The sequence below is a fragment of the Microcystis sp. T1-4 genome (assembly GCF_000297435.1).
GTDB lineage: Bacteria > Cyanobacteriota > Cyanobacteriia > Cyanobacteriales > Microcystaceae > Microcystis.
The window spans coordinates 1-23,170 of sequence record NZ_CAIP01000040.1 but is presented as its reverse complement, the minus strand read 5'-3'; the positions used below and the strand labels follow the sequence as shown (position 1 = coordinate 23,170).

Below are 23,170 nucleotides of genomic sequence, written 5' to 3'. Positions count from 1 at the left end.
TTATCGACTTTCCTCTAGAGGACTTAATAACAAAAGTGCTGTCCAGCGATCTTGGGGACGCACTTGTAGGGCGGCCTGATGCCCCTGGCCGCAATAAATACCAAGGCCAATAGCGATAACGCAACTGGGGATGTGGTGAGCTTTGAGCATTTCCTGTAGCCAATCGGCTTACCCTAGACTGGGGGTTGTTCTAATCGTGATCCAAGACACGGAAGACTATTGTATCAAGATTTAATTACAAGATAGCTTTTTTACAACAAAGGGAAAAAAATGCTTTGATAGGCTGAGATGATCTTATCACTCCAAAAGACACTCATCAGAGCGCCGAGGGCAAGAAATGGCCCGAAGGGTATAGCTTGTTTTTTGGCCATTTTACCGAGAAAAATGCCCGTCATACCGATCGCCGCCCCGATAGCACAGGCCAGAAAAGCGGTGACTATTAATGCTTGCCATCCTAACCAAGCACCGATCATGGCCGCTAATTTGGCATCTCCTCCCCCCATGGCCTGCTGTCCGAGGGCAAAACTCCCCCCCCACTGGATCAGATCAAATAACCAGACTCCTAAAACCGCACTAGCGATCGCTGAAAAGAGATAGATAACAGTTTGATTATTTTGCCAACCTAGGAAAGTCTGGAAAACTATCCCTAAAACTAATCCCGATTGGGTGAGGGAGTTGGGAAGCGTCATCGTGTCAAAATCGATCAAAGCTAAGGCTAATAACCAACTTAGCAGAATCCAATGGCCGAGGGTCTGCCAAGAAAAGCTAAAATCTCCTAAAACCAGACAAAATAACAAACCGGTCAAAGCTTCGACGGCTGGATAACGCACAGAAATCGGGGTTTTACAGCACCGACAGCGACCCCCTAGCCATAACCAGCCGAAAACGGGTATATTCTCGCTTTTACCTAACCTATGGTGACATTTCGGACAGTGGGAAGGAGGATAAACTAGAGACATCCCTTTAGGTAATCTATAGATGACCACGTTTAAAAAACTGCCCACCGAGGCACCAAAAGTGAAGACAAAGGCAAAAGTAACTAGATGAAAGAGGGTTTCCATCCTTAAACTGGCAGATAATTAATTAGTTTGTCATCGTCCATTATAGGGGATAAAGATGCCCCTGTCTCCCCTCTTAAGCATCCAGTAATAATACTTCAGTCTCATCCCTAAAGGTGAATTCTCTTCTGGGCTTTTTTAGTGGATAATTAGCGGATATCACCCTAGATAATGGGGGTAAAACCCCACTATCAGCCTCAAGGATAAACTGACAAAATTAAATCATCCCAGTCAACGAGGACAAATTAATGAAACCGATTGTTGAATCTTTTTACAACTGGTACAGCAGCAAAATCACCCACCCTAAATATCGTTGGATTATCATTCTGGGAACTATGGTTTATCTTTTTAGCCCCCTCGATATTTCTCCTGACATTTTCCCGATTATTGGTTGGATCGATGATGGTATTGTCCTCACCCTTTTAACTACGGAATTATCGCGATTAGTTCTTGATTATCGCACTCGCCGTCCAGGGAGAGTAAATAATCAAACTGAGGTTTCTTCCCCCACCAATACCGTTGATACCGATGCTGTGGAATTCTGAATTCAGGAGATTGCTTTTATTTATTCTCCCCATCTCCCCTCTCCCTGCTCCAGCACTCCCATCTCCCCCCGCAACGCGCAGGAAGTGGTCTCCCCCACTACCCCACTTCCCCATCTCCCCACTCCCTAATTCATAAGGCTCTTCGGTTTTTGTTATGCAATGGACGGGATTATAAGGAATGAAACCCTTATAGAGACAGACATTGCTGCTATTTTTGTCAACTGTTTTCGCTCTAGAGAGAACTAATCAATTAAATCTCTTGCCAGATAAGGATTGAGTCGATTTATGCCCCCCTATCGAACCATAGCAAGTAACGAAGAGCCAAGAACCATAATTCATAATTCATAATTCATAATTCCTTAAACTTGAATCAAAGAACTATCGACGCTGGCCAACAGTGTTTGCACTTCCTCATCGCTGGTTTGGGAAAAGTCATCATACCAAAGAGAAATCGATCTCAATTCGTAGGGTTTATGTAGGCAAATTACTCGATCGACTAATTTTTCTAATTGCTCACACACTTCCACTGGCGCAATAGGAACGGCAATAATAATAGCAGCGGGGTTTCTAGCTTTCAGGGTCAGAATCGCCGCTTTGATCGTTGCTCCCGTAGCGATACCATCATCTACTAGAATAATCGTTTTTCCCGTCACGTCTGGAAAGGGTCGCTCCCCTCGATACAAGCGATCCCGTCGCTCTAATTCGATCATTTCTTCCTTTGCTACCCGTTCCATCATCGCCTGCGATAGGTGCAAGTCTTCAACGATACTTTCATTGATTACCCGCACACCATCTTGACCGATCGCCCCAAAAGCTAACTCTTTTCGCTCTGGTACACCTAATTTTCGCACCAAACACAGATCTAGGGGTAAATGTAACCTTTGGGCAATTTCAAAGGCGATCGGAACCCCCCCCCGGGGCAAGGCCAAAACCAGCGCCCTAGCACTATTGGTATATTCTGTCAAGTAAATAGCTAATAGTCTCCCAGCCGACCGCCGATCTTTGAGCAGATAAGTCATAATGCCCTCCTAGGGGTTAATCCCCGTGGGGATCCCTAGTCTCCCCTGCCTTTATTCTATATTTCTCCGCTCATCTCTAGCGGAAATGTTAAGAAATTTAGCGAAGGCTTGACATTTTTTCGGCTAACCGCAGTTTTTCCAGACCGGAGATCGGCTAAAATCTTAGGCAAAAGGGTTTTGTAAAGTTGGGTAACAAACATGAATCAAAGTTTAAGTGATGCGCTAGAGCCGATCGCCGCCGCCTTTCGCAGTCTCGGAACTCCCGAACCGATCGTTCATTGGGGACATCCAGTCATGATGGGAATTGTGGTTTTAGTTATGGGTAGTTATACTGCCTATGCCGGTTGGCAAAGCCGTTTAAGCCAAGATGGGGAAGTAGTGGCCAAAAATCGGGCTGATCACCGCAAACTCGCCCCCTGGCTGTTTTTATTTATCGCTCTCGGTTACACCGGCGGTATTTTATCCCTAGTCATGCAGAAACATCCCATCCTGGAAAGCAGCCATTTCTGGACAGGATCCGCCGCGATCGGTTTATTAGCTTTCAATGGATTATTATCCCTTACTGGCTTCGCTGGCGGCAAAAAAGAACTTTTCCGGACTATTCACGCCTATATCGGCAGTATTGCCCTGATTTTACTGCTAGTTCACGGTGTTTTTGGTCTTCAGTTAGGATTATCTCTCTAGTTGGTTTATGGCTTCGGGTGGGCCAATTCCCACCTGGAAATTTTTCACGGCGGCAGACTGTGGCCAAGGCCAATAATTGAAGAAATTATGACTTTAAGCGCTCTTGTCGGGATTCTGCGTTTAGAATTAACAGGTAATTTACCAAGAAAGTAAAGTATCGTCACGCAACGAGGAGATAGATATTTTGAAGAAAGTAGAAGCGATTATCCGACCCTTTAAACTTGAAGAGGTGAAAATCGCCCTAGTTAACGCGGGCATTGTCGGCATGACCGTCTCCGAAGTTAGAGGTTTCGGTCGTCAGAAAGGTCAATCGGAACGTTATCGCGGTTCCGAGTACACCGTCGAATTTCTCCAAAAACTCAAGATCGAGATCGTCGTCGAAGATAACCAAGTCGATATGGTCGTCGATAAGCTGATTTCGGCGGCGCGTACTGGTGAAATCGGAGACGGTAAAATCTTTGTCTCCCCCGTGGGACAGATCGTCCGCATCCGTACCGGAGAAAAAGACCTCGAAGCGATTTAACCCCCCGACAGGGGATGATAGTACAATGCTGTCATCCCCCCCCATTGACAGTGTTTCCCCTCAAGAATTGTAACCTAATTTGGTATCGACCACTGATTCCCCAAAACGAAAACTTTCTACCTCACTATTAAGATAACTACTATAATTAAATCTCTTGGCTCGGTCTGCTCCCATCGCTGGGGAAGACTGCTCACAGGTAATTTGACCAGACTAGCTCTGATCATTTCAGGTAACTAAAAAAACCTCTTGCCTAAAAAGTCACAAATATTATATAATGTTTGATCGTGGCCAAAATCGGTGTTAGGTGGTGCTAAAGGCACTGCCAAGCAGCGGCGTCTTGGCCAGTCGGTCTTCGCCTGGATACTGAAGATAAACCCTTTAAGTCCCGAAGAAACAAAGACCAGCAACAATCTAGGCAGAACCAGCAAACCTGTCTAGTCTCACTTACGAATTTAACGGGATGCCAGCTTAAATAACTCCAAAAAAGTCATTCAAGTTGGGCAGGCTGATAAAGCGGGAAAGATTTTTCCCGCTCCTATAGCCACGGCCACGTTATTTTTGATTGTCGTCTAGTAAAGATAAAGAGAACAATCCGTGTCTATCGGTATCCTCGGTACAAAACTGGGCATGACCCAAATCTTCGACAACAAAACGGGAGTCGCCATTCCCGTCACCGTCGTTCAAGCCGGTCCGTGTCCCGTCACCCAAGTCAAAACTAAAAAAACCGACGGTTATGAATCCATCCAAGTGGGGTACAAAACCGTCAAAGAAAAAGCCCTCAATAAACCGCTGCTGGGTCATTTAGCCAAAGCCGGTGTCTCCCCCCTGCGGCATTTAATCGAATACCGCCTCGAGGACGCATCCGCTTACACCTTAGGCCAAGAAATTACCGCCGACATCTTCCAAGAGGGGGATTTAGTCGATGTGGCCGGAACCACCATCGGACGGGGTTTCTCCGGCTATCAAAAACGCCATAACTTCAAACGCGGTAACATGACCCACGGTTCCAAAAACCACCGTCTCCCCGGTTCCACCGGTGCCGGTACTACCCCCGGCCGCGTCTTCCCGGGTAAGAGAATGGCCGGACAATACGGAGCCACCCAAGTGACCATCCGCAAATTGTCCGTGGTCAAAATCGATAGCGAACGCAACCTGATCCTGATCAAAGGAGCCGTCCCGGGCAAACCAGGAACCCTGTTAAACATCACCCCCGCCAAGAAATTTGGCAAATAGGGCAAGGAAAGATTAAAGCCATGGTTAACTACACAGTCAAAAATTGGCAAGGGGAAGAAGCGGGAACAGGCACCCTGGAACTGAAAACCGCTAAACCCGAAACCGCCAAACACCTAATTCACCGCGTCGTCATCAGCCATCTAGCGGCGGCCCGCCAAGGTAATGCCTCCAGCAAAACCCGCTCGGAAGTGCGCGGCGGTGGTCGCAAACCCTGGCGGCAAAAAGGCACCGGTCGTGCCAGGGCCGGTTCGATCCGTTCTCCCCTCTGGCGTGGTGGCGGTGTCATCTTCGGACCAAAACCGAGAGATTTTGAGGTTAAGGTCAATCGCAAAGAGAAAAGATTAGCCCTGAGAACCGCTTTGATCAGCCAGGCCGATAACTTTATCGTGGTTGAAAGCTTCGCCGAACAATTCTCCCAACCCAAAACCAAAGAACTCACCGCTGCCTTAAGTCGCTGGGGAGCCAGTCCAGAGGAAAAAATTCTGCTGATTTTGACGGAAATTCCCGAAAATGTCTATTTATCGGGACGTAATATCTGCAATCTCAAAATTATTCGCGCCGATAGTCTCAACGTCTATGATGTCCTCCTAGCCGATCGAGTTATCGCCACCGCCGCAGCCCTAGCCAAAATTGAGGAGGTCTATGGTGCTTAAAACTGAAGCCAGGCAACTCGCCGATCTGATCCTAAAGCCGATCGTGACCGAGAAAGCCACCCTACTCCTAGAACAAAATAAATACGTCTTCGATGTCGCCTTGAAAGCGACTAAGCCGGAAATTCAAGCGGCGATCGAATTGCTGTTTGACGTGAAAGTAACGAAAGTGAACACCAGCCGCCCCTCTCGTCAGAAAAAACGCGTCGGCCGTTTCCTCGGTTACAAACCCCAATACAAACGTGCGATCGTGACCCTAGCCGAAGGCGACTCGATCGCCCTCTATCCCGACGTATAACCACCAAGAAACCCGATAACGGAAAACTAAACTATGGGTATTCGCTCTTTTAGACCTTTAACCCCCGGGACAAGGCAGGCGGCCATCTCCGACTTTAAGGAGATCACCAAAACCGAACCGGAAAAGTCCCTAACTCATCACAAACACAGCAAACAAGGGCGTAATAATCGCGGTGTCGTCACCAGTCGTCACCGGGGCGGTGGCCATAAACGCCTCTACCGGATTATCGATTTTCGTCGCGATAAACGGGATATTCCCGCCACAGTAGCGGCGATCGAATACGATCCTAACCGTAACGCCCGCATTGCCCTGCTTTTCTACAAAGACGGGGAAAAACGCTACATCATCGCCCCCGCTGGTTTAGGCGTTGGTGATACCGTCATCGCTGGAGAAAACGCTCCCTTCGAGGTGGGTAATGCCCTCCCTTTAAGTCGCATCCCCCTAGGGACAGAAGTTCATAACATCGAACTCGTCCCCGGTCGCGGTGGTCAAATGGTGCGGGCCGCCGGTGGTTTCGCCCAAGTGGTAGCCAAAGAAGGCGATTATGTTACCATCCGCCTCCCCTCCAAAGAAGTACGCATGATCCGGCGTGAATGCTACGCCACCATCGGAAAAGTCGGTAACGCCGAAGCTAGAAACATCAGTCTCGGTAAAGCCGGTCGTACCCGTCACCGGGGTCAACGGCCTCATGTTCGGGGTAGCGTCATGAACCCAGTGGATCACCCGCATGGAGGTGGAGAGGGTCGCGCTCCGATCGGACGTTCTGGCCCGATGACTCCCTGGGGTAAACCCGCCCTCGGTCGCAAAACTCGCAACAAGAAAAAACGCAGTAGCGATCTGATCGTGCGCCGTCGTAACCAGGGTTAGAAATTATTACTTTACTTTTGACTGAAAATTATGGGTCGTTCACTGAAAAAGGGGCCGTTTGTCGCCGGCCACCTGATGGAAAAAATCGAAAAACTCAACGCCCAGGGCAGTAAACAAGTGATTAAAACTTGGTCCCGGGCCTCGACAATCATTCCCGATATGGTCGGTCACACGATCGCCGTTCACAACGGCAAACAGCACGTTCCCGTCTATGTTTCCGAGCAGATGGTCGGTCATAAACTCGGTGAATTCGCTCCCACCCGCACCTTCCGCGGCCACGCCAAGAGCGACAAAAAAGCAGGACGGAAATAGATCGGTGGGCGGTTATCTTAAAACCGTCAGCCCCCGGTCAGCGTTCAGATAACCATGAGATGGTGGGTTACGGCGACTAGATAAATTAATAACTAAGTCTTATAAGTTGTCGTCGCCTAACCCACCCTACCTAACTGATAACTGATAACTGAAATGACCATCGATACCTCTAACGAAGTCAAAGCGATCGCCCGCTATATTCGGATGTCACCCCTGAAAGTCAGACGGGTACTCGATCAGATCCGCGGTCGCTCCTATCGGGAAGCCCTAATTATTCTCGAATTCATGCCCTACCGGGCCTGTGACCCGATCCTGAAGGTCCTGCGTTCCGCTGTTGCCAACGCCGAAAATAACGAAGGACTCGATCCCGCCACTTTGGTGGTTAGCCAAGCCTTTGCCGATGGCGGTCCGACCCTAAAACGTTTTCGACCCCGGGCCCAAGGCCGCGCCTACCAAATTCGCAAACCCACCTGTCATATCACCGTCGCCGTCGCTCCTAGCAACAAAGACTAATCACCTTAACTAAAAAAACCACAATGGGACAAAAAATCCATCCCCTCGGTTTTCGTCTCGGCGTTATCAAAGATCACAAATCTTGCTGGTATGCCGACGCGAAACGTTACCCCGAATTAGTGCAAGAAGATCGCCGTATTCGTGATTACGTCGAAAAAAACCTCTCTAATGCAGGTATCGCCGATATTCGCATCGAACGCAAGGCCGATCAAGTAGATATTTCCATCCATACCGCTCGCCCCGGGGTCGTCGTCGGTCGTGGTGGCACGGGAATCGAACAGCTGCGCCTAGGTTTGCAAAAAGCCCTCGGTGGCCAGCGTCAAATTCGCATTAACGTCATCGAAGTGGCTCGCGTTGATGCCGATGCCAACCTGATCGCCGAATACATCGCCCAACAACTAGAAAGACGGGTTTCCTTCCGTCGTGTGGTGCGGCAAGCCATCCAACGGGCGCAAAGGGCCGAAGTCAAAGGGATCAAAATTCAAGTTAGCGGCCGTCTCAACGGGGCAGAAATCGCTCGCACCGAATGGGTGCGGGAAGGACGAGTTCCCCTGCATACCCTGCGGGCCGATATCGATTACTCCTATAAAACCGCCAGCACTATCTACGGGATTCTAGGCGTGAAAGTTTGGATCTTTAAGGGCGAAATTATCCCCGGCCAAGAAGAAATTGCCGCCGCCGTTCCCGCTCAAGCACCGCGCCGTCAACAGCGTCGCCGTCAACAGTTTGAAGATCGCTCTAGTGAGGGCTGATCCCTAATATTTATCAGTGGTAAATAGCTCATGTTAAGTCCCAAAAGAACAAAATTCCGCAAACAACAGCGCGGACGGATGCGCGGGCTGGCCACCGGCGGAAATACGATTAATTTCGGCGATTTCGCCCTGCAAGCCACCGAACCCTGTTGGATTACTTCCCGTCAAATCGAAGCGGCCAGACGGGCAATGACTCGTTATATTCGTCGGGGTGGCAAAATCTGGATCCGCGTTTTTCCCGATAAACCCGTCACCCAACGGGCCGCAGAAACTCGGATGGGTTCCGGGAAAGGTTCCCCCGAATTCTGGGTAGCCGTGGTTAAACCGGGGTTCATTATGTTTGAAATTGCCGGGGTAGCCGAACCGATAGCCCGGGAAGCAATGCGCCTAGCGGCTCAAAAATTACCAATTAAGACCAAATTTATCACTCGCGAGGAGGATTTTGTCTAATGGCTCTACCAAAAATCGCCGAAGTGAGGAAGATGAGCGATGACGACATCGCCGACGCTATCCTCGATGCCAAAAAGAAACTGTTTGAATTGCGTTTGCAACAGGCCACCCGCCGCTTGGAAAAAACCCACGAATTCAAACACACCCGCCACCGTCTCGGCCAATTATTGACCGTAGAACGAGAGCGCCAACTAGCCCAGTCCACCCCGGAGGCATAACCCGCTATGGCAGTTAAAGAAAGAGTTGGGGTAGTGGTCAGCGACAAAATGGATAAAACCGTAGTGGTAGCCATTGAAAACCGCTCTCCTCACCCTAAATACGGCAAAATCGTCGTAAAAACCCAGAAATTTAAGGCTCACGACGCAGAAAATCAAGCCAAACAAGGCGATCGAGTTCGCATTCGTGAAACCCGCCCCCTCAGTAAAACCAAACGTTGGGAAGTGGCGGAAATATTAACCGATAGTTAAATTTCACCTAGGTAAAAACCGTGATTCAACAACAAACCTACTTAAATGTCGCTGACAATAGCGGGGCGCGGAAACTGATGTGTCTGCGGGTGCTGGGAACAGGTAACTGTACCTACGGTGGCATCGGTGACAAAATTATCGCCGTGGTTAAGGACGCTATCCCCAATATGCCCGTGAAAAAATCCGATGTGGTGACGGCGGTGATTGTGCGGACCCGTCAAACCGTCCGTCGCGATAGCGGTATGAGCATCCGTTTTGATGATAACGCCGCCGTGATTATTAATAATGACGGTAATCCCAAAGGTACTAGGGTTTTTGGTCCGGTCGCTCGGGAATTGCGCGATAAAAACTACACCAAAATTGTTTCCTTAGCCCCAGAAGTTCTCTGATCAAAGTGAAAAGTACCAAGGCAATTGGCTGATGGCTAGTCTAAAACTTTTCACACTTTGAGGTCAAAAAAAATGAGTAAGAAAAACAGTCAAACCCCACCCCAAAGGCAAAAAATGCACGTTAAAAAAGGGGATGTCGTTCAGGTAATCGCCGGTTCCGATAAGGGCAAAGTGGGCGAAATTTTACGGGCTTTACCCCAAGAAAGTACCGTGGTGGTCAAGGGAGTTAATATCCGCACCAAACATACTAAACCCCAACAGGAAGGGGAATCGGGTCAAATCGTTACCTACGAAGCACCGATTCACAGTTCCAAAGTGATGCTTTATTCCGAGAAGAAAAAAATCGCCAGTCGGGTGGGTTATACCTTTACCGAAGACGGTCGGAAAGTGCGGATACTGAAGAAAACTGGCGAAATTATCGATTAGTTTCCTATCAATTCTAGTTCCTGACCAAGCCCAGGAAAAGTAAGCAGCAAAACTATGAGCCAAAGACTAAAAACCACCTATCAAGAAACCATTGTTCCGAAACTGAAAGAACAATTTGGTTATACCAATGTCCACCAAGTACCTAAAGTTATCAAAATTACTGTTAACCGCGGTCTTGGGGAAGCTTCACAAAATGCCAAAGCTTTGGAGTCTTCCAAGGAGGAACTGTCCACCATCACCGGACAACAACCAGTAGTGACTAGAGCCAAAAAAGCGATCGCTGGCTTCAAAATTCGCGAAGGAATGCCCGTGGGTGTGATGGTGACACTGCGCGGCGATCGAATGTACGCTTTTTTAGACCGTCTCATTAATCTGGCCTTACCACGCATTCGCGACTTTCGCGGTATCAGCGGTAACAGTTTTGATGGTCGTGGTAACTACAGTTTAGGCATTCGTGAACAGTTGATCTTCCCCGAAATTGAATACGACAAAATCGATCAAATTCGCGGGATGGACATCTCAATCATCACCACCGCTAAAAACGACGAAGAAGGACGCGCCCTCCTCAAAGAGATGGGAATGCCCTTTAGATAAATCAATCAAGAGAAAAGTAAACAGTGACCGGTAAATAAGTGAACAGTGAACAGCAAACAGTAAACAGTGAACAGCAAACAGTAAACAGTGATTCAGTGAAAAGACAGCAGGAAACTGCTATTTAATACTACTCACTTAATACTCAAATCTGATAACTGATAACTGATAACTGATAACTGATAACTGATAACTGATAACTGACCACTGATGTTGATCCCAATTTAGGAGAAAAACAGGTAATTCATGTCTGCTAACGATACCATATCGGATATGCTGACCCGCATCCGTAACGCTTGCGCGGTTCGGCAGACCACTACTCAAATTCCCACCACGCGGATGACGCGCAGTATTGCTCAAGTTCTCAAGGACGAAGGCTTTATTGCTGACTTTGAGGAAGTGGGTGAGGGGATTAAATCTCAATTAGTGCTTTCCCTCAAATATAAAGGCAAAAACCGTCAACCGATCATTACTACCCTCACCAGAGTCAGTAAACCCGGTTTACGAGTTTATTCCAACAGTAAAGACTTACCGCGCGTCCTCGGTGGCATTGGCATCGCCATTGTTTCCACCTCTAAAGGCATTATGACCGATCGCGAGGCCCGTAAACAAAACGTTGGCGGCGAAGTCCTTTGCTACATCTGGTAAACAAGGATAAGCTATCAGCCGTCAGCCTTTCCAAGTTTAAACCCGATAGCTGACCCACTGATAACTCTTCCGGGATATCTGACCCACTGATAACTGATAACTGTTATGTCTCGTATTGGCAAACGCCCGATTCCTATTCCCAATCAAGTCACCGTCGATATCGATGGTGCTACCGTGACGGTGAAGGGGCCTAAAGGAACTCTCCAGAGAACCCTACCCACCGCCGTCGCCATCAATAAAGATGGCGAAACCCTGCTCGTTACCCGTCAAGACGATTCCCGTACTGCCAGAGAACGCCACGGACTCTGTAGAACTCTAGTGGCCAACATGGTAGAAGGAGTCGCGACTGGTTTTCAAAAACGCCTCGATATCCAAGGGGTGGGCTACCGCGCCCAGTTGCAGGATGGTAAATTAGTTCTTAACGTCGGCTACAGTAAACCCGTGGAAATGGAGATGCCCGATGGTGTTTCCGTCGCCGTAGAGAACAGCACCCAAGTTATCGTCAGTGGCATCGACAAAGAAGCCGTCGGTAACACCGCCGCTAAAATCCGCGAAGTTCGTCCCCCCGAACCTTATAAAGGAAAAGGGATTCGCTATCTTGGTGAAGTCGTCCGTCGCAAAGTGGGTAAAGCTGGCGGTAAAGGCGGTAAAGGAGGTAAAAAATAAACCATGAAACTTAGTCGCAAAGAATCAGTCCGTCGTCGTCACCAGCGTGTGCGTCGCAAAATTAATGGCACTGCTGAACGGCCCCGTTTATCCGTATTTCGTTCTAATAACCACATCTACGCCCAAATTATCGACGACGTAGCCCAACACACCCTCGCGGCCGCTTCTACCCTAGAGGCCAGCTTGCGCGGGGAATTAGAATCCACCGCTACCCAAGAAGCTTCGGCAGCCGTGGGTAAACTGGTGGCCCAACGGGCCCTAGAAAGAGGCATCGAACAAGTGGTTTTTGATCGCGGTGGCAATCTCTATCACGGTCGCGTCAAAGCCTTAGCAGAAGCGGCTCGGTCAGCCGGTTTAAACTTCTAAAATATCCTTTCAACACTGATAAAACTATGGCAAAACGTCGCAAGGGCAACCGCGAAAAAGAAAAAGAAACCACTTGGCAAGAGCGGGTCATCCAGATTCGCCGGGTTAGTAAAGTGGTTAAGGGTGGTAAAAAACTCAGCTTCCGGGCTATTGTCGTGGTCGGTAATGAAAACGGCCAGGTGGGAGTGGGAGTTGGCAAAGCAGGGGACGTTATCGGGGCTGTCCGTAAAGGCGTGGCCGATGGCAAAAAACAACTAATTGAAGTCTCCTTAACTAAGGCTAGTTCTATCACTCACCTCACCCGGGGGGCTTCCGGTGGCGCTCAGGTGCTTATGCGTCCAGCTGCCCCGGGGACTGGGGTTATTGCCGGGGGTGCTGTCCGTACCGTTTTAGAACTAGCCGGGGTGAAAAATATCCTCGCTAAACAACTCGGTAGCGATAACCCCCTCAATAACGCTAGAGCCGCCGTTAACGCCCTGGAAACTCTCCGTACTTTCTCGGAAGTGGCCAAGGATCGAGGCGTATCTGTAGAACATTTGTACACCTAGAGAAATCACCATGAAACTCCACGAAATCGCCCCCCAACCGGGGTCAACTAAACGCCGTCGTCGTGTGGGCCGGGGTGTCTCGGCCGGCCAGGGCGCTAGTTGCGGTCTGGGAATGCGCGGACAAAAATCTCGCTCTGGGACGGGGACTCGTCCCGGTTTTGAGGGGGGACAAATGCCCCTCTATCGTCGGGTTCCCAAATTAAAGCATTTTCCTTTGGTTAACCCCCGTCAATACACGATTGTTAATCTGAGAAAATTGGCTTCTTTACCCGCTAATACGGAAGTTACCCTGGAAAGTCTGCTAAAAGCTAAAATTCTCACCAGTAATGACGGCCCTTTAAAAGTTTTGGGTGATGGTGAAATTACCGTTCCCCTCAAGGTGAAGGCCGCCGCTTTTAGCAATAGTGCTAAAGAGAAAATTACCGCCGCTCAAGGGACTTGGGAAGAAATTTAACGGAGACAGGAGACAGGAGACAGGAGACAGGAGGCAGGAGACAGGAGATAAAAGGCAAAAGGTAAAGGGCAAAAGGCAAAAGGTAAAAGGTAAAGGGCAAAAGGCAAAAGGCAAAAGGCAAAAGGTAAAAGGTAAAGGGCAGCTCTGTTCTCCCCACACCCTACACCCCACACCCGACACCCCACACCCGACACCCCACACCCTAACACCCAATCCCCAAGACCGGATTGCTATATCATAAGAAAGACAGGGGAAATCTTAAAAAAATCGAGAAAGTTTTCCCCCTCGATTACTTTTTCCCATAAAAAAACTGCACTAGAGGTAACTGTTAATGGTCGTCAGTCGTGATAAGGCTCCCACGGCACAGGAAACGTTTATGCAAATGGCACAGGCGGCTGGTTTACGCGGTCGCTTGTTGATTACATTGGGTTTACTGGTTCTGCTCCGTTTTGGGATGTTTGTACCGATCCCCGGTTTGGATCGGGCAAGATTAGCAGAAATTATTCAAAGTAACGCCGCTTTGGGAATCCTTGACCTGTTTACCGGGGGAGGATTATCGACGTTAGGGATTTTTGCCCTCGGCATTCTTCCCTATATCAACGCCTCAATTATCGTGCAACTGCTCACCGCTGCCCTTCCTTCTTTGGAAGATTTACAGAAAAATGAAGGAGAGGCAGGACGGCGAAAAATTGCCCAAATTACCCGTTATGTTGCCTTTGGTTGGGCAATTATTCAAAGTATCGGTATTACTCTCGGTTTATTGGTGGCTAACGGTGTTGTGGCTGGAACTTTACCCTCGATCGCCGCTACGGTTCTCGCTTTAGTGGCCGGTTCTATGTTCGTGATGTGGATTTCGGAACTGATCACAGAACGCGGTCTGGGAAATGGAGCATCTTTGCTGATTTTTGTCAACATTGTCGCCGTTTTGCCGAAAACCCTCGGTGATACGATTACTTTTGCTCAACAGGGGGGACGACAAGCGATCGCTCAAGTGGTGATTCTCTTGCTGGTTTTCTTGGTGATGATTATCGGCATTGTTTTTGTTCAGGAAGGAACCCGTCGGATTCCTATTGTTTCTGCCCGTCGTCAGGTGGGTCGTCGTCTCTATCGGGAAAGAACCAGTTATCTACCCCTACGACTCAATCAAGGGGGCGTGATGCCGATTATTTTCGCCTCGGCAGTGTTGGTCTTACCTTTCCAATTGGTGCAAGCTTTACCCACGGATAACCCGGTCGGTCAGGTTTTAGTCCAGCTGGTTAATGCCCTGCGTCCCGATAGTTGGGGTTATGTGGCTTTTTATAGCTTACTAATTCTCGGTTTTAGTTTCTTCTACGCTTCCCTGATCGTTAACCCCAAGGATATGTCCCAAAACCTGAAAAAAATGGGGACCAGTATTCCGGGGATTCGACCGGGGACCGCTACTACTAATTATCTGGAAGGGGTGCTGAATCGTCTCACCCTTTTGGGCGCTCTCTTTTTAAGTTTGGTGGCTACTGTGCCGACTGTAGTAGAAAGCGCCACCGGTGTCACCACTTTTCGCGGTTTGGGGGCAACTTCCCTGTTAATTCTGGTGGGGGTGGCGATCGATACGGCGAAACAAATTCAAACCTATGTCATGTCTCAACGCTATGAGGACATGATTAAAAAGTAGTTAGATAGTTAGCCAGTGACCTTTTAGCGGTTACTGGTTATTTTTTCCCTTAAAACCCTATATTTAATCCCATGAGCAAACGGATCGGTGTGATATTTTTGGGACCGCCCGGATCGGGAAAAGGTACTCAAGCGGCAAAATTAGCGGAATCTCTGACGATTCCCCATATTTCTACCGGTGAAATTTTACGTCAAGCAATTACAGAGAAGACAGAACTTGGTCAACAAGCACAAGCTTATGTGGAAAAGGGCGAATTAGTCCCCGATGAGTTGTTATTAGGTTTAATTCAGGAACGTTTAAAACAGCCTGACAGTGCTAAGGGTTGGATTCTTGACGGTTTTCCCCGCACGGTGGCACAGGCGAGCTTTTTAGACGCATTACTGGAGGAATTGGCCGATAGTTACACATTTGTGGTTAATTTGGCTGTACCAGATACGGTCTTAATTGAGCGTCTCATGCAACGCGGTCGTCAAGATGATACTAAAGAAACGATCGCCCGTCGCCTACAGGTTTATATCGACCAAACTGCCCCCGTTTTAGATTATTACGGTCAAAAAGGCACTCTTAACCATATCGACGGTAATCAACCGATGGACGCAGTTACTGCCGCTCTAACAGCAGTTGTGACTCCTGTTTAAAGTTTCTCTCAGATCATCAATTCAGTCATCAGTAATCAGTCATCAGTAATCAGTGATCAGTTATCAGTAATCAGTGATCAGTAGTTGGGTTGAAGCATGAAACCCAACGCCCGCATAGTTTACGCTACCGCTAACCCATCCTACAAATAATTGTGCCTCCCTACTTATACTAAATCCAGTTATTAAAAACTGATTATTTATTCCCTCTTTTGCCTCTTGCATGAGTGCCTGAGTAGAAAACGGGTTTCTCGGAGAAACCCGTTTTCTGTGCGTTACTCAACGGATTTAGTATTATAAGTTTTTTATATCAAACAAGCTTTAATAGTTAAGCATATTAAAATTTACATTTCGCAATATTTACCTTTTCTTAGGAATTTATTGAAAAAAATTCTCATTTGTTTACGAGTTTGCAATACTTCCAGCGATTATGGTATAATTTCGCAGTATGAAATGATGGGATGTTCTGTGCTTTTTAGGGTTTTAGCTATCTGTTGATCCTGAAAACCCTTGCTAAATCTACACTCACCTATTCAGCAACAGCAATAAATGGCAGTTAAAGAGCCTTTTTTAAGCCAACCCGTTGATCAATTAATTGTGTAGTTTTGTTGCAAAGAGAAAGTTTTTTTGACAAAAAGAACAAAGTGTGCTGCCACTGGATTTAAAATAAACTCAATTGTCCTTCTTGTTTTAAGCGCCAGTTATCATCACCAACTCTCTGGGCAATATCTTCGAGGACGCTTAGAATCGTCTGATTTTCGGGAGTTGTGCCATTTTTTAACAGAGGTAATATATTAAAAACAATATCATCGAAACTAGAGCTTTTATTATCTCTTTCCATCCTTCTCAAATAGCTAATCAAATAGTATTTAATTCTCAATTTAACATCGATTTTTGACTTAAACTTACTGTCTTTTTTGATGGTATATAATTCAGTTTTTTCCTCATAATCAAAATTATCTAACAAAATTGGAGTCAAGTCTGAATACTCCTTTGCTAGTAAATCTAAAAACCCTAATTCCAAACCTTTAATAATCAATTCATCGTTAATTTGTTCTAGGGTTGCCCCATCATTTTTAGCAATAATTCCTTCAACAGTTTGCATGACAATCTCGGTTATATCCATGCCTAAGTTAGCTTTCATTACTGCTTTAGGACTACGAACTTTCCGAAAATTAATAATTAACTGTCCTGATAAAACTGTAAAGGGATTTTGCCGCTTTTTAAAGCTAGTTTGGCCATTTTTTTGTGGCACTGCTCCCACATACTCAAATCCGCAACTTTCTGCGGTATCTAAAATTAAATGCCAAAACTCAGGATCTTTGTGAGCAAAGACAAAGGATAACCATCGCTCAAATTTCAAAACCCGATACATTTCTCGAATACTTTGGGCAATTAATTGATTATATTCCTGTTTACTTTTTTGGATTGTTCCACCTTCAATAGCTTCTAATTGATAGTCCTTTTCCGTCACTTCTAAATCTAACCAAGCATTCCACATTATTGATAAATCTAAGTAGGGAATTTTCTTTCCGTAGGGAGGATCGGTATAAATATAATCAACGCTTTCATTTTCAATAAAACTTAAGTCTGTCGCTGTTCCTTTAACAATTGTTGCGTTATCAATAGTTTTTTTATTAAGATAAAACTCCATTTCTTGTTTAGCTGCAACAAGTTTTTTAAATTTAGTTTCAAAAATTTTTATTAAGGGCATTTCTCCAGGTTCATGAGCAATTCTATACCGATAATATCTAAATACAGAACTATCACCCCCCGCCGCACTTCTTGTGTAATGAAAAGTCAAATTATACTTATTGATTGTACTGGAAAAAACTAACAATAAAGACTCTCTAACATTCTCGTTTAGTTCTTGTTTAATCAAATGTTTTAATAAACTTAGTCGAGCTAATTGTTTGTTACTAAATAACTGTTCAACAGTAGCCACATCAGAACCTTTAGGCAGTTTCAATCCTTCGGGATAGGGATAGGTATTGAGTGCCTTTGTTATTTCCTCTTTGGTTTGGGGTTCTCGCTCTTGGTAAGCTAATTTAACTCGTTCAAAAGCTTGACTTAAATCATCAAAATCAACGGGACTAATTAAAGAATTAACAAGAAAAATAGCCAGAGGGTTAATATCAATACTAATCGCTTTGCGGTTATTCATTAAAGCTTCAATTGCCGTCACTCCACTACCGCCAAAAGGATCAAGAATGACATCTCCCGGTTGACTGAAGTTTTTAATATATTCTGCCACCACATTCCATGCTTGTTTAGTAAAATATCCATGAACACCAAAATGTCTTTTAGCTTGTTGTTTTTTTACTTCAATTGGTTCTAACAAGGGACGACTTGAGTAGTCAAAAGTTTTGCGACTGATTGGGGAATGGCTTTGATAACTAAAACTTTTCCCCACTTGAAATCTATCTGGCGCTAAATACTGGGTCAACTCTTGCCAACTATAGGTAATTTCATCAAGGGAAAAATATAAGATAGGTGTACTGGTATCGAGGGTCTTAAATAAACTAAATTCTAGGCCATTACAAAGAGCAAAATAATTACTTCTGATTTCAGGATGACTCGCATAACTATAGACCTGTTCTACTGAATCACCTTCGTAGATATTTTCCGTTGGTTTTTTAGCCTCTAATACCCAAGCATAACTTTGATTAACTTTGAGAACATAGTCAGGAATTAAATTTATCGGACGTTTTTTACTGCCAACCTTTAAAAAGGGATGCCGTAGGGTTTTACTTCTTTCGATATTATCTTCTCGGTAGCCCAAACTTGTTAAAAGAGGCAAAATAATCACTTCTCTAACGCTGTCTTCCTTAAAGTTAGGGTTATTTTTAATTGCCTGAAAATCAATAGCAGAAAAAATATGATTCATGGGTTAGCATTGTTTGTGATAGTTTCGATAAATCTTCCTTACTCAGGGGAAAATCAGACCGATTAACTTTGAACACTTACCATTAACCTGCCGTGAAGTTGGGTAAGCTAAGACGCATCTTAACCGCCTATCCTTAGATGAGCTACATCTCGCCCACCCCCCCAACCCCGCCCCTGCCCTACCCGATGTCGGGGGGTTGAGGGGGCAGGGGTCTTGCCCCTTGCCTCATCTGAACAAGCAATTTAAATGCGCGGGCAGCTGATGACAGGATTTGACATTTGTTCTGGCGTTGCCCGTTCTGGCGGTTTCTCTAGACAAGGTGGATAGAGTATCTTTGACGATGCCTCAACAATATGAGTTAGACAGGCTTCCTAAAATATATCGTAATCGAGTAGAAGTCCAGTTTCAACCCGCTTCTAGTCATACAAAATCCGTTTTTAATAGTCTGATTAACTCCCAATCCAACTTTAAAAACCCACTTCTCACTCCCCCCACTCTCTTATACTTTTTAAACAGGATTTAGTATTATGATGACAGGCAAAAGTCACTCTTGCAATAGGCACTCTTGCAATAGGGGCAATAGATAATCAGTCTTTAATAACCGGATTTAGTATTAGATCTGCGGGGAGTCGATGAGAGATTCTTGGGGGAAGAACCTAGCTAAAAATACCCCCACGCAATCGGTCAACCCGATTACGTTAAAATCAAAAGCAGGATACTGTGTATGACGGAAAAACTCGATGAACTCAGTGATTAAAGCGGTACAAACTGCCTATTATGGGGATGCAGCCTATCGGACACCACCACCGGACTTAGAATCTCTCCTGCTCAAAGAGAGAATTGTCTATCTGGGGTTGCCCTTATTTTCCTCCGATGATGTCAAGCGCAATGTCGGGGTGGACGTGACGGAATTAATTATCGCCCAACTGCTCTACCTGCAATTTGACGATCCCGAAAAACCGATTTTCTTCTATATCAACTCTACCGGCACATCCTGGTACACTGGCGACGCGATCGGCTACGAAACGGAAGCTTTCGCCATCTGTGACACCCTCAACTACATTAAACCTCCCGTTCATACTATCTGTATCGGACAGGCCATGGGAACTGCAGCGATGATTCTTTCTGCGGGAACCAAGGGTTTTCGCGCCTCCTTGCCCCACGCTACCATTGTTCTCAACCAAAATCGCACCGGGGCCCAGGGACAAGCCACCGATATCCAGATTCGTGCCAAGGAGGTAATCGCCAACAAACAGACGATGTTGGAAATTTTCTCGAAAAATACGGGTCAAACCACCGAAAAACTGGCGAAAGATATGGATCGCACCTTCTATCTCACCCCACAACAGGCGAAAGACTACGGATTAATCGATCGCGTTCTCGAAAGTCGCAAGGAACTACCGAAACCCCTCGCCCAAGTTAGTTAAGATTTATTACAAATTAGCAGGAGTTGTTACCAATTATGCCTATCGGTGTGCCAAAAGTTCCCTACCGTCTGCCGGGTAGCCAATACGAACAGTGGATTAGCATTTACAGCCGTCTTTCGGTGGAACGCATTCTTTTTTTGGGGCAGGAAGTCACCGACGGGTTAGCCAATGCCCTTGTGGCCCAAATGCTTTATCTCGACTCAGAAGACCCCACTAAACCCATCTATCTCTATATCAACTCGCCGGGGGGTTCCGTTACCGCCGGTATGGCCATCTACGACACCATGCAGTACATCAAAGCGGAAGTGGTGACTATTTGTGTGGGATTAGCGGCCTCTATGGGGGCATTTTTACTGGCTTCCGGTAGTCCGGGTAAGCGTCTCGCCCTTCCCCATGCGCGGATTATGATTCACCAACCCATGGGCGGAACCGGGCGCCGGCAAGCGACGGATATCGACATTGAAGCTAAGGAAATCCTGCGTATTCGCCAGCAATTAAACGAAATTATGGCTAATCGCACTGGACAAACCATCGAACGCATCGAAAAAGACACTGACCGCGATTATTTCCTCTCCGCCGAGGAAGCCGTCGCCTACGGTTTAATCGATAAGGTGGTGGAGGGAAGACCGGCTTAAGTCAGTCAGAGGTTAGAACAGGCGAGAAACCTGTTCTAACTCCCAAATGAAGGGCGTACGCTATGGGTCCCTACCAATCACAGCAGCTGCAATGTAGGGGCGCAACGTGGTCAGTCAGTTTATCGAACTGCTTGCGCCCATAATGTGACATTGTGAACATTTTTCAGCCAAGGGCCAAGAGAGGCTCTTTTTTTTTCTGATATTGAGGGAATAAACCTGACTCCCATACTATAAAAAAACTAAAAAATCTGTATCAAAAGTAGCAGAAATTAGAAAAAAATAAACTCGCTTCTGTTGATTTAAGAGGGTATCTGTTGGGTTTCGTTCCAAGAGACCAACTTACTTAGGGTATGCTAAAAAAGTTTTTCAGCAAGCTCTAGATAGTCAACAGCTTATTACTTTCGATCGCCCATTGGGCCAATTCCGTGCGATTATGAAGACCGGTTTTATGAAGCATATTCGACACATGACTTTCGATTGTCCGTTGACTAACATTGAGTTTTGCGGCGATTTCCCGATTAGCCAGTCCTTGGGCGACCAATTGTACTACTTTCAACTCCGTTGGGGTTAATTCCACATTACCCTGGACTTGAACAGGGGTGACATCCGGGGAATGGATGCGGGTGCTGCGTTTCAGCAACCGGCCCGCTTGTTTAAGGGAAGACTCCACCCGGGCCACTAATTCTTCCGGTTCAAAGGGTTTGACCATATAGACATCGGCGGTTACACCTGTTACCTTGTCCTGACTGTCCCCCTCAGGGGAGAGAAAAATCACGGGAATGCCACTAAAACGACTGTCCCGACGAATTTTTTCGAGGAAGGCATAACCGTCCATTTCCGGCATGATCAGATCACAGATAATCATATCGGGGATTTCCGATGCTTTGGCAGTATTTGCCCCGCGTTCGAGGATTTCCAGGGCCTCAAGACCGTTTTCTGCGGTTGTCACCCTATAACCACGAAACTCTAGATAATCTTTCACCAAAAGTATTAAATTTGGGTCATCGTCGATTAATAAAAGTTGTTTATTGTCTTTGTTGGTCTCTTTCATCGCTATTTTCCGGGCTGCAGGGTTGGGGGAATGGAGACGGACAAAGGATCGATAGGCAAGAGGCAACAGGTAGTTAGATATGTGCAATTAATTGTGTCTAGCTACTTATCTTAATCGATCGAATCAGTGATTTCAGTTAGTTTTAACCCTGTTTTCCTCTATTGTTTCGGGTTCTTCTTCTGGACAGTTCAGAGAAATTGCTGGTAAATCGTGGCGAAGGAAAGCATATTCGGTGACGATTTGATTACCGATTAGGTGTTCTTGGATAATTCTTTCGATCGCTTCCTTGTTTACCCTTCCATACCAGACCCCTTCCGGGTACACTAATAAAATCGGTCCTTGGCTACAAACCCGCAAACAGTTGGCTTTAGTGCGAAAAACACAACCCGGACGGTCGGACCTAGGACGATCGAGTTCTAATTCACTTAACCGCTTCTTTAAATAATCCCACACTTCTAACCCTTCTTGCTTGTCACAACATTTTGGCTTAGTCTGATCGCAGCAGAGAAATAGATGACGCTGGATCTGGGCCAATCCCAACTTAGCCACATTTTCCCCTAAGATATCTCTGGTGTCCGCTTCTTCCATAAATTTTTTTTATCAACTAAACTCTTGACATTGAACAGAAAATGTGCATGGCCGACTAAACTTTCGGTTTGAGGATGTAACGATAGATGAGATAAACGATAGCGGCGAGGATTAAAGCGCTTAAAACTGCGCTAACTAGCCGTAAAATCGCCGTTAAAATCGAAAGAGCCACAAAAACCCCCGCCACTGCCACCACTACCTGTGCCGGTGTGGACAGGCTGCCATACCAAGTTTTCACTTTTTCGAGGGTGGTAGCGAAACTAACCGGGGTATCAATGGGGGGGAAATCGTCGGTTTCAATTTCCACTTCCACTGCTTCTGGGGTATATTTAGTATCGAACGGTTCGGGAGACTGCATAAACACTCAAGCTAATTAACACTTCATCCCTATTCTATCGATGATTGGGGTTGACAGGGGTTGACGCAGAATTAATGTAACATTGACATCCTCACCGCCGTAAACGGACGGCGATTCCCAAACCTCACGATTTGAGTTTCTGCTTCTGTCCCGAAGGATTTTTCGCACCTGCCTTAACAGATTTACTCTGTTCTGGTCTTATGGTCGCTCTACAGACTGACACCGCAAGCCCTGCGGCCAAAATATTTTTACTAGCGTTAACATCTCGGTCATGGTGTGTTCCACAGTCTGGACAGTCCCATTCTCGAACATTTAACGGCATTTTCTCAGCAATATACCCGCAATTACTACACCTTTTAGAGCTAGGAAACCATCTATCTATTTCGATGTAATTTCTGCCATACCAACGGCATTTATAGGCTAATTGTCGGGTGATTTCACCCCAGCTTACATCAGATATTGCCTGAGATAACTTGGGG

General features: G+C 46.4%; 33 protein-coding genes. 25 read left to right on the top strand and 8 right to left on the bottom strand.

From position 1 onward, the window contains the following. Window positions 1-150 (bottom strand): hypothetical protein, encoded by a 150-nt coding sequence (locus MICAI_RS26215; protein ID WP_008197267.1) that lies wholly within the window; start codon window positions 148-150, stop codon window positions 1-3. Between the two features lie 101 nt (window positions 151-251). Beyond that, the gene (locus MICAI_RS02320) at window positions 252-1,061 is read right to left on the bottom strand and encodes a prepilin peptidase (protein WP_008197266.1); all 810 of its coding nucleotides are present in this window, start codon (window positions 1,059-1,061) and stop codon (window positions 252-254) included. Window positions 1,062-1,306: 245 nt separating this feature from the next. On the opposite strand from MICAI_RS02320, the gene MICAI_RS02315 reads away from it, so the two are divergent. Beyond that, window positions 1,307-1,603 (top strand): YkvA family protein, encoded by a 297-nt coding sequence (locus MICAI_RS02315; protein WP_008197265.1) that lies wholly within the window; start codon window positions 1,307-1,309, stop codon window positions 1,601-1,603. Between the two features lie 359 nt (window positions 1,604-1,962). On the opposite strand, the gene MICAI_RS02310 is transcribed toward MICAI_RS02315, so the two are convergent. Beyond that, window positions 1,963-2,622, bottom strand: coding sequence for a phosphoribosyltransferase (locus tag MICAI_RS02310; RefSeq protein WP_008197264.1), 660 nt, complete (start codon window positions 2,620-2,622; stop codon window positions 1,963-1,965). Between the two features lie 198 nt (window positions 2,623-2,820). Here MICAI_RS02310 and MICAI_RS02305 point away from each other — a divergent pair, with 198 nt between their 5' ends. The 22 genes from MICAI_RS02305 to MICAI_RS02200 all read left to right on the top strand — a co-directional run bounded on the left by MICAI_RS02305 (window position 2,821) and on the right by MICAI_RS02200 (window position 15,748). Further along, on the top strand, window positions 2,821-3,306 hold the full coding sequence (locus MICAI_RS02305; protein WP_008197262.1) for a DUF4079 domain-containing protein: 486 nt from the start codon (window positions 2,821-2,823) through the stop codon (window positions 3,304-3,306). A 184-nt stretch (window positions 3,307-3,490) separates the two neighbouring features. Continuing rightward, window positions 3,491-3,829 carry a P-II family nitrogen regulator gene (locus MICAI_RS02300; RefSeq protein WP_008197259.1) on the top strand — a complete coding sequence of 113 codons (339 nt, stop codon included), beginning with the start codon at window positions 3,491-3,493 and terminating at the stop codon, window positions 3,827-3,829. A gap of 594 nt (window positions 3,830-4,423) precedes the next feature. After that, window positions 4,424-5,062: a 50S ribosomal protein L3 gene (gene rplC, locus MICAI_RS02295; protein ID WP_002796429.1), complete on the top strand. Its 639-nt coding sequence runs from the start codon at window positions 4,424-4,426 to the stop codon at window positions 5,060-5,062. Between the two features lie 20 nt (window positions 5,063-5,082). Further along, entirely contained in the window at window positions 5,083-5,715 is a 633-nt protein-coding gene (gene rplD / locus MICAI_RS02290) for a 50S ribosomal protein L4 (protein ID WP_008197253.1), read from the top strand. Next, the gene (locus MICAI_RS02285) at window positions 5,705-6,010 is read left to right on the top strand and encodes a 50S ribosomal protein L23 (RefSeq protein ID WP_002746599.1); all 306 of its coding nucleotides are present in this window, start codon (window positions 5,705-5,707) and stop codon (window positions 6,008-6,010) included. The genes rplD and MICAI_RS02285 overlap by 11 nt, the downstream gene beginning before the upstream one ends. 33 nt (window positions 6,011-6,043) lie before the next feature. Then, the gene (gene rplB / locus MICAI_RS02280; RefSeq protein WP_002771036.1) at window positions 6,044-6,877 is read left to right on the top strand and encodes a 50S ribosomal protein L2; all 834 of its coding nucleotides are present in this window, start codon (window positions 6,044-6,046) and stop codon (window positions 6,875-6,877) included. Window positions 6,878-6,907: 30 nt separating this feature from the next. Further along, complete coding sequence (gene rpsS, locus MICAI_RS02275; protein WP_002753908.1) at window positions 6,908-7,189, top strand: 30S ribosomal protein S19; 282 nt, start codon at window positions 6,908-6,910, stop codon at window positions 7,187-7,189. Between the two features lie 153 nt (window positions 7,190-7,342). Next, the gene (gene rplV / locus MICAI_RS02270; RefSeq protein ID WP_002746605.1) at window positions 7,343-7,702 is read left to right on the top strand and encodes a 50S ribosomal protein L22; all 360 of its coding nucleotides are present in this window, start codon (window positions 7,343-7,345) and stop codon (window positions 7,700-7,702) included. 23 nt (window positions 7,703-7,725) lie between these two features. Continuing rightward, window positions 7,726-8,454: a 30S ribosomal protein S3 gene (gene rpsC / locus MICAI_RS02265; protein ID WP_008197249.1), complete on the top strand. Its 729-nt coding sequence runs from the start codon at window positions 7,726-7,728 to the stop codon at window positions 8,452-8,454. A 30-nt stretch (window positions 8,455-8,484) separates the two neighbouring features. After that, on the top strand, window positions 8,485-8,904 hold the full coding sequence (gene rplP / locus MICAI_RS02260; protein ID WP_002780088.1) for a 50S ribosomal protein L16: 420 nt from the start codon (window positions 8,485-8,487) through the stop codon (window positions 8,902-8,904). After that, the gene (rpmC, locus tag MICAI_RS02255; RefSeq protein WP_002746608.1) at window positions 8,904-9,122 is read left to right on the top strand and encodes a 50S ribosomal protein L29; all 219 of its coding nucleotides are present in this window, start codon (window positions 8,904-8,906) and stop codon (window positions 9,120-9,122) included. Before rplP ends, rpmC begins: the two co-directional genes overlap by 1 nt. 6 nt (window positions 9,123-9,128) lie before the next feature. Further along, window positions 9,129-9,371 (top strand): 30S ribosomal protein S17, encoded by a 243-nt coding sequence (rpsQ, locus tag MICAI_RS02250; protein WP_002734070.1) that lies wholly within the window; start codon window positions 9,129-9,131, stop codon window positions 9,369-9,371. Between the two features lie 20 nt (window positions 9,372-9,391). Next, a complete protein-coding gene (gene rplN, locus MICAI_RS02245) occupies window positions 9,392-9,760 on the top strand; it encodes a 50S ribosomal protein L14 (RefSeq protein WP_002732358.1) in 369 nt (122 codons plus the stop codon). Window positions 9,761-9,832: 72 nt separating this feature from the next. After that, window positions 9,833-10,186 carry a 50S ribosomal protein L24 gene (gene rplX / locus MICAI_RS02240; RefSeq protein WP_008197248.1) on the top strand — a complete coding sequence of 118 codons (354 nt, stop codon included), beginning with the start codon at window positions 9,833-9,835 and terminating at the stop codon, window positions 10,184-10,186. Window positions 10,187-10,240: 54 nt separating this feature from the next. Continuing rightward, on the top strand, window positions 10,241-10,780 hold the full coding sequence (gene rplE / locus MICAI_RS02235; protein ID WP_008197247.1) for a 50S ribosomal protein L5: 540 nt from the start codon (window positions 10,241-10,243) through the stop codon (window positions 10,778-10,780). Between the two features lie 243 nt (window positions 10,781-11,023). Further along, window positions 11,024-11,425 (top strand): 30S ribosomal protein S8, encoded by a 402-nt coding sequence (gene rpsH / locus MICAI_RS02230; protein WP_002734721.1) that lies wholly within the window; start codon window positions 11,024-11,026, stop codon window positions 11,423-11,425. 105 nt (window positions 11,426-11,530) lie between these two features. Then, entirely contained in the window at window positions 11,531-12,091 is a 561-nt protein-coding gene (gene rplF, locus MICAI_RS02225; RefSeq protein ID WP_008197245.1) for a 50S ribosomal protein L6, read from the top strand. A gap of 3 nt (window positions 12,092-12,094) precedes the next feature. Beyond that, window positions 12,095-12,457 carry a 50S ribosomal protein L18 gene (gene rplR, locus MICAI_RS02220; protein WP_008197243.1) on the top strand — a complete coding sequence of 121 codons (363 nt, stop codon included), beginning with the start codon at window positions 12,095-12,097 and terminating at the stop codon, window positions 12,455-12,457. A 26-nt stretch (window positions 12,458-12,483) separates the two neighbouring features. Next, a complete protein-coding gene (gene rpsE, locus MICAI_RS02215; RefSeq protein ID WP_002757584.1) occupies window positions 12,484-13,005 on the top strand; it encodes a 30S ribosomal protein S5 in 522 nt (173 codons plus the stop codon). Window positions 13,006-13,015: 10 nt separating this feature from the next. After that, on the top strand, window positions 13,016-13,459 hold the full coding sequence (gene rplO / locus MICAI_RS02210) for a 50S ribosomal protein L15 (RefSeq protein ID WP_002780095.1): 444 nt from the start codon (window positions 13,016-13,018) through the stop codon (window positions 13,457-13,459). 331 nt (window positions 13,460-13,790) lie between these two features. Beyond that, window positions 13,791-15,110 (top strand): preprotein translocase subunit SecY, encoded by a 1,320-nt coding sequence (gene secY / locus MICAI_RS02205; RefSeq protein ID WP_008197232.1) that lies wholly within the window; start codon window positions 13,791-13,793, stop codon window positions 15,108-15,110. A gap of 71 nt (window positions 15,111-15,181) precedes the next feature. After that, window positions 15,182-15,748: an adenylate kinase gene (locus MICAI_RS02200; protein WP_002753892.1), complete on the top strand. Its 567-nt coding sequence runs from the start codon at window positions 15,182-15,184 to the stop codon at window positions 15,746-15,748. A 658-nt stretch (window positions 15,749-16,406) separates the two neighbouring features. Here the strand turns inward: MICAI_RS02200 and MICAI_RS02195 are convergent. Beyond that, the gene (locus tag MICAI_RS02195) at window positions 16,407-18,632 is read right to left on the bottom strand and encodes a DNA methyltransferase (protein WP_008197228.1); all 2,226 of its coding nucleotides are present in this window, start codon (window positions 18,630-18,632) and stop codon (window positions 16,407-16,409) included. Between the two features lie 740 nt (window positions 18,633-19,372). Here MICAI_RS02195 and MICAI_RS02190 point away from each other — a divergent pair. Both MICAI_RS02190 and MICAI_RS02185 read left to right on the top strand, forming a co-directional pair. Then, entirely contained in the window at window positions 19,373-20,059 is a 687-nt protein-coding gene (locus MICAI_RS02190; protein ID WP_002746650.1) for an ATP-dependent Clp protease proteolytic subunit, read from the top strand. Window positions 20,060-20,094: 35 nt separating this feature from the next. Then, window positions 20,095-20,694 (top strand): ATP-dependent Clp protease proteolytic subunit, encoded by a 600-nt coding sequence (locus tag MICAI_RS02185; protein ID WP_002734165.1) that lies wholly within the window; start codon window positions 20,095-20,097, stop codon window positions 20,692-20,694. A gap of 376 nt (window positions 20,695-21,070) precedes the next feature. On the opposite strand, the gene MICAI_RS02180 is transcribed toward MICAI_RS02185, so the two are convergent. The 4 genes from MICAI_RS02180 to MICAI_RS02165 form a co-directional block, all read right to left on the bottom strand. After that, a complete protein-coding gene (locus tag MICAI_RS02180) occupies window positions 21,071-21,745 on the bottom strand; it encodes a response regulator transcription factor (protein WP_008197207.1) in 675 nt (224 codons plus the stop codon). 132 nt (window positions 21,746-21,877) lie between these two features. Continuing rightward, window positions 21,878-22,333, bottom strand: a complete 456-nt coding sequence (locus MICAI_RS02175) for a (2Fe-2S) ferredoxin domain-containing protein (protein ID WP_008197204.1) — start codon at window positions 22,331-22,333, stop codon at window positions 21,878-21,880. Between the two features lie 55 nt (window positions 22,334-22,388). Next, window positions 22,389-22,691, bottom strand: coding sequence for a hypothetical protein (locus MICAI_RS02170; RefSeq protein ID WP_008197202.1), 303 nt, complete (start codon window positions 22,689-22,691; stop codon window positions 22,389-22,391). Between the two features lie 124 nt (window positions 22,692-22,815). Continuing rightward, on the bottom strand, window positions 22,816-23,170 hold a 355-nt coding region (locus MICAI_RS02165; RefSeq protein ID WP_039899490.1), incomplete at its 5' end, for an RNA-guided endonuclease TnpB family protein.